General features: G+C 77.2%; 3 protein-coding genes. 1 reads left to right on the top strand and 2 read right to left on the bottom strand.

Annotated elements, in window-relative coordinates; genetic code table 11:
- Together DKT69_RS07740 and lgt are read right to left on the bottom strand one after the other, a co-directional pair.
- The coding region (locus DKT69_RS07740) for an FAD-dependent oxidoreductase (protein WP_109800890.1) at nt 1-1,168 on the bottom strand (1,168 nt) is incomplete at its 3' end.
- 13 nt (nt 1,169-1,181) lie between these two features.
- Nucleotides 1,182-2,345, bottom strand: coding sequence for a prolipoprotein diacylglyceryl transferase (lgt, locus tag DKT69_RS07735; protein ID WP_109800891.1), 1,164 nt, complete (start codon nt 2,343-2,345; stop codon nt 1,182-1,184).
- 118 nt (nt 2,346-2,463) lie between these two features.
- On the opposite strand from lgt, the gene DKT69_RS07730 reads away from it, so the two are divergent.
- On the top strand, nt 2,464-3,084 hold the full coding sequence (locus tag DKT69_RS07730) for an NUDIX hydrolase (protein ID WP_109800889.1): 621 nt from the start codon (nt 2,464-2,466) through the stop codon (nt 3,082-3,084).
- Nucleotides 3,085-3,096 lie beyond the last annotated feature (12 nt).

The following is a 3,096-nucleotide window of genomic DNA, read 5'->3' as shown; positions in this document are numbered from 1 at the left end:
GGGGGGCGGCGGAGGCGGCGGTGTTGCGCAGCCGGGGGCTGATCGTGCCTAGGGCGGCGTCGCGGGCGCGCAGGGCCAGCCGGCCCCGGGTCTGCAGCACCGCGGACATCCGGCGGGTCTGCCGGACCATGGTCGCCGCGCGGGGCCGGCGCAACCGGTCGTACGACGCCACGGCGTCCGGCAGCCGGGACTCGCGCAGCAGCGAGGCGAGCGTGGCGGCGTCCTCGAAGGCGAGGCAGGCGCCCTGCCCGAGGTGCGGCGGCATGGCGTGCGCGGCGTCGCCGAGCAGCACCACGCCGCCCGGGCCGGCCGGGAAGCCGTATGCCCGGGGCAGCGGACGCAGCTCGCGGATCTCCTGCTGCACCAGGTCGACGGGGTCGGTCGCGTCAAGCAGCTCGGTGATCGGCGCGGGCCAGCCGGCGTACCAGCGCTTGAGCAGGGCGAGCTGGGTCTCCGGCGACTCCGGGCGGGGCGCTCCGGCGGCCGTGGCCACCCAGTAGATGCCGCCCCGGCTGGACCCCCCGGCCGTGCCCCGCTCACCGAGCGAGGCGGCCACGAAGCGGTAACCGGCGCCCAGCGTCTCCCCGCCCACCGGCTGGTCGGCCGGCAGGCTCGGCGCCCGGTACCAGGGGATCACCGCCCGCCAGGCGGCGCAGCCGGAGCTGACCACCCCCGACTCCGGGGCGAGCTGGCGGCGGATCTCGCTGTCGGTGCCGTCGGCGGCGACCACCAGGTCCGCCTCGACGGTGTGCCGGCCGTCGCCGACCGCCGGCCGCTCACCGGGGACCGCGCGGACCGTCCGCACGGCCACCCCGGTCCGCAGCTCCACCCGGTCACCGAGGCCGGCGATCAACGCGTCGTGCAGGTCCTCCCGGTGCACCACCACCGGCATCCGCTCGGCCGGCGTCGGACGGGGCTGCACCAGCCAGTGCCCGTCCGGGCGGCGGACGCCGCCGTCGGCCAGCGGCGTGGCGATCGCGTCCAGGCCGGCGCCGAGACCCAGGGCGCGCAGCGCGCGTACCCCGTTGGGCCAGAGCACCAGCGCGGTCGGTTCCGGGCGGACCCGGTCGGCCCGTTCGAGGAGGGTGACCCGCCACCCGGACCGCGCCAGCGCGCCGGCCACCGCCAGCCCGCCGAGCCCGGCGCCGACCACCACCGCGGTACGCATATCTCGGTTCCGCTCAGCTGTCCCGGTCGGCGGGGCGGGCCCCGGCCCGGTCGTCCGACTCCGCCGGGTTCTCCGACTCGGCGGGAGCGTCCGGTTCGGCGCGGGCGTCGGTCTCCGCGGCCGCCGAGTCGTCGGCCTCGGTCCCGTCCTCGGGCGCGCTCTCCGCGGGCTCGTCCGGCACGGCGCCGGTCTCCTGGTACGCGCGGAACTGCTCCTCGCCGACCACCCGGTAGCCCTCCGGCGCGACCGCCCGCGGCCCGGCCTCCCGGGCGGAGAGGTCCACCTGCGACACGTCACCGCCCGCGGGCGGGACCGGCGTCGCCGGCGTGCCGACCGGGATGAGGTACTCCCGCGGGCCGCGGACCCGGACGAAGTAGATCAGCGCGCCGAGGAAGACCAGCGCCGCGGTCCAGACGTTGAGCCGCAGGCCGAGGATGTGGTTCGCCTCGTCGGTACGCATCAGCTCGATCCAGAATCGGCCCGCGGTGTAGCCCATCACGTAGAGCGCGAACGCCCGGCCCTTCCCGAGCCGCAGCTTCCGGTCGAGGACGAGGACCAGCACGGCGACGCCGATGTTCCACAGCGCCTCGTAGAGGAAGGTCGGATGGTAGAGCCCCGGCTGGAGGATCGGGTTGCCGGCGTCGTCACGCAGCGCGTGCCCGGGGTTGTCCGGGTCCATCACGTGCACCTCGAGCCCCCACGGCAGGGACGTGCGGCCGCCGTACAGCTCGTTGTTGAACCAGTTGCCGAACCGGCCCACGGCCTGGGCCAGCGGCAGGCCCGGCGCCAGCGCGTCGGCGACCACGGCGAACGGGATGCCGAGCTGCCGGGCGGCGATCCAGGCGCCGAGCGCGCCCCCGGCGACGGCGCCCCAGATGCCGAGGCCGCCCTCCCAGATCGCGAACGCCTTGAGCGGCTGCCCGTCGGCGCCGAAGTACTTCTCCGGCGAGGTGATCACGTGGTAGATCCGGGCGCCGATGATGCCCGTCGGCACCGCCCAGACGGCGATGTCGAGCACCGCGCCCGGGGCCACGCCGCGCTGCCGCAGCCGGCGTTCGGTGACCAGGCAGGCCACCACGATGCCGATGATGATGCAGAGGGCGTACGCCCGGATCGGAACCGGTCCGAGCTGCCAGACGGCGGTGCTGGGGCTGGGCAGGGCCGCCAGTGGGGTCATCGGGGCGTGGGTCACGGGTGCACACGCTACCGGGGCGGACCGGCTCCGCGGCACCCCGGTACGGTCGGCTTCGCCGGCCGGCTGACTTCTGGTTTGCGCGGTCGTAGGCTCTTTGTCCATGAGCGCGCTCACCTGGGCGGTCGCGGCGGTCGTCAGCGACGACGCCGGTCGGGTGCTGCTCTGCCGGCAGGGCCGGGGCGAGCGACGCTGGGCGCTGCCCGGCGGTCGACTGCGCCGGGAGGAGAGCCCGGCCGCGGCGGTGCTCCGCAACATCCGCACGGAGACCGGCTGGGACGTCCAGATCGTCGACCTGGTTGGCCTCTACCGGCTCAGCGACCGGGGCACCGCTCCGCCCCCGGCCGGCCGGTGCGGGCCACTGCCGGACGTGCTGGTGCACGTCTTCCGCGCCCGGGTCACCGCCGGGACGCCGACGGCGGACCCGACGGGCGGCTGCCACCTGGGCTGGCACGCCCCGGCCGACCTGCCGGACGCCGTCACCCCGATCACCCGGACCGCCGTCATCGACGCGCTGGCCGGCCGGTCCGGGGTGCTGCGGGACGCCGGGCGGGAGCCGGCGCGGCCGGCCACTGCCCCGTCCGTCGGGGAGTCCGGCAGAGGGCCCGGCGCAACCCCCGGCGCAGGGCCCGGCGCAGGGCCCGGCGGGCGCGGCGCGAGCGGCGACCCGGTCGCGCCCGGCCAACGGGCCGAGCCGGACGACAGCCCGGCCGCCCGACGCTGAACCATCGCCCCC

The sequence above is a fragment of the Micromonospora sicca genome (genome assembly GCF_003172935.1).
GTDB classification, from domain to species: domain Bacteria; phylum Actinomycetota; class Actinomycetes; order Mycobacteriales; family Micromonosporaceae; genus Micromonospora; species Micromonospora sicca.
Note: the sequence above shows the minus strand (reverse complement) of the source record. Positions and strands in the feature narration are given on the sequence as shown.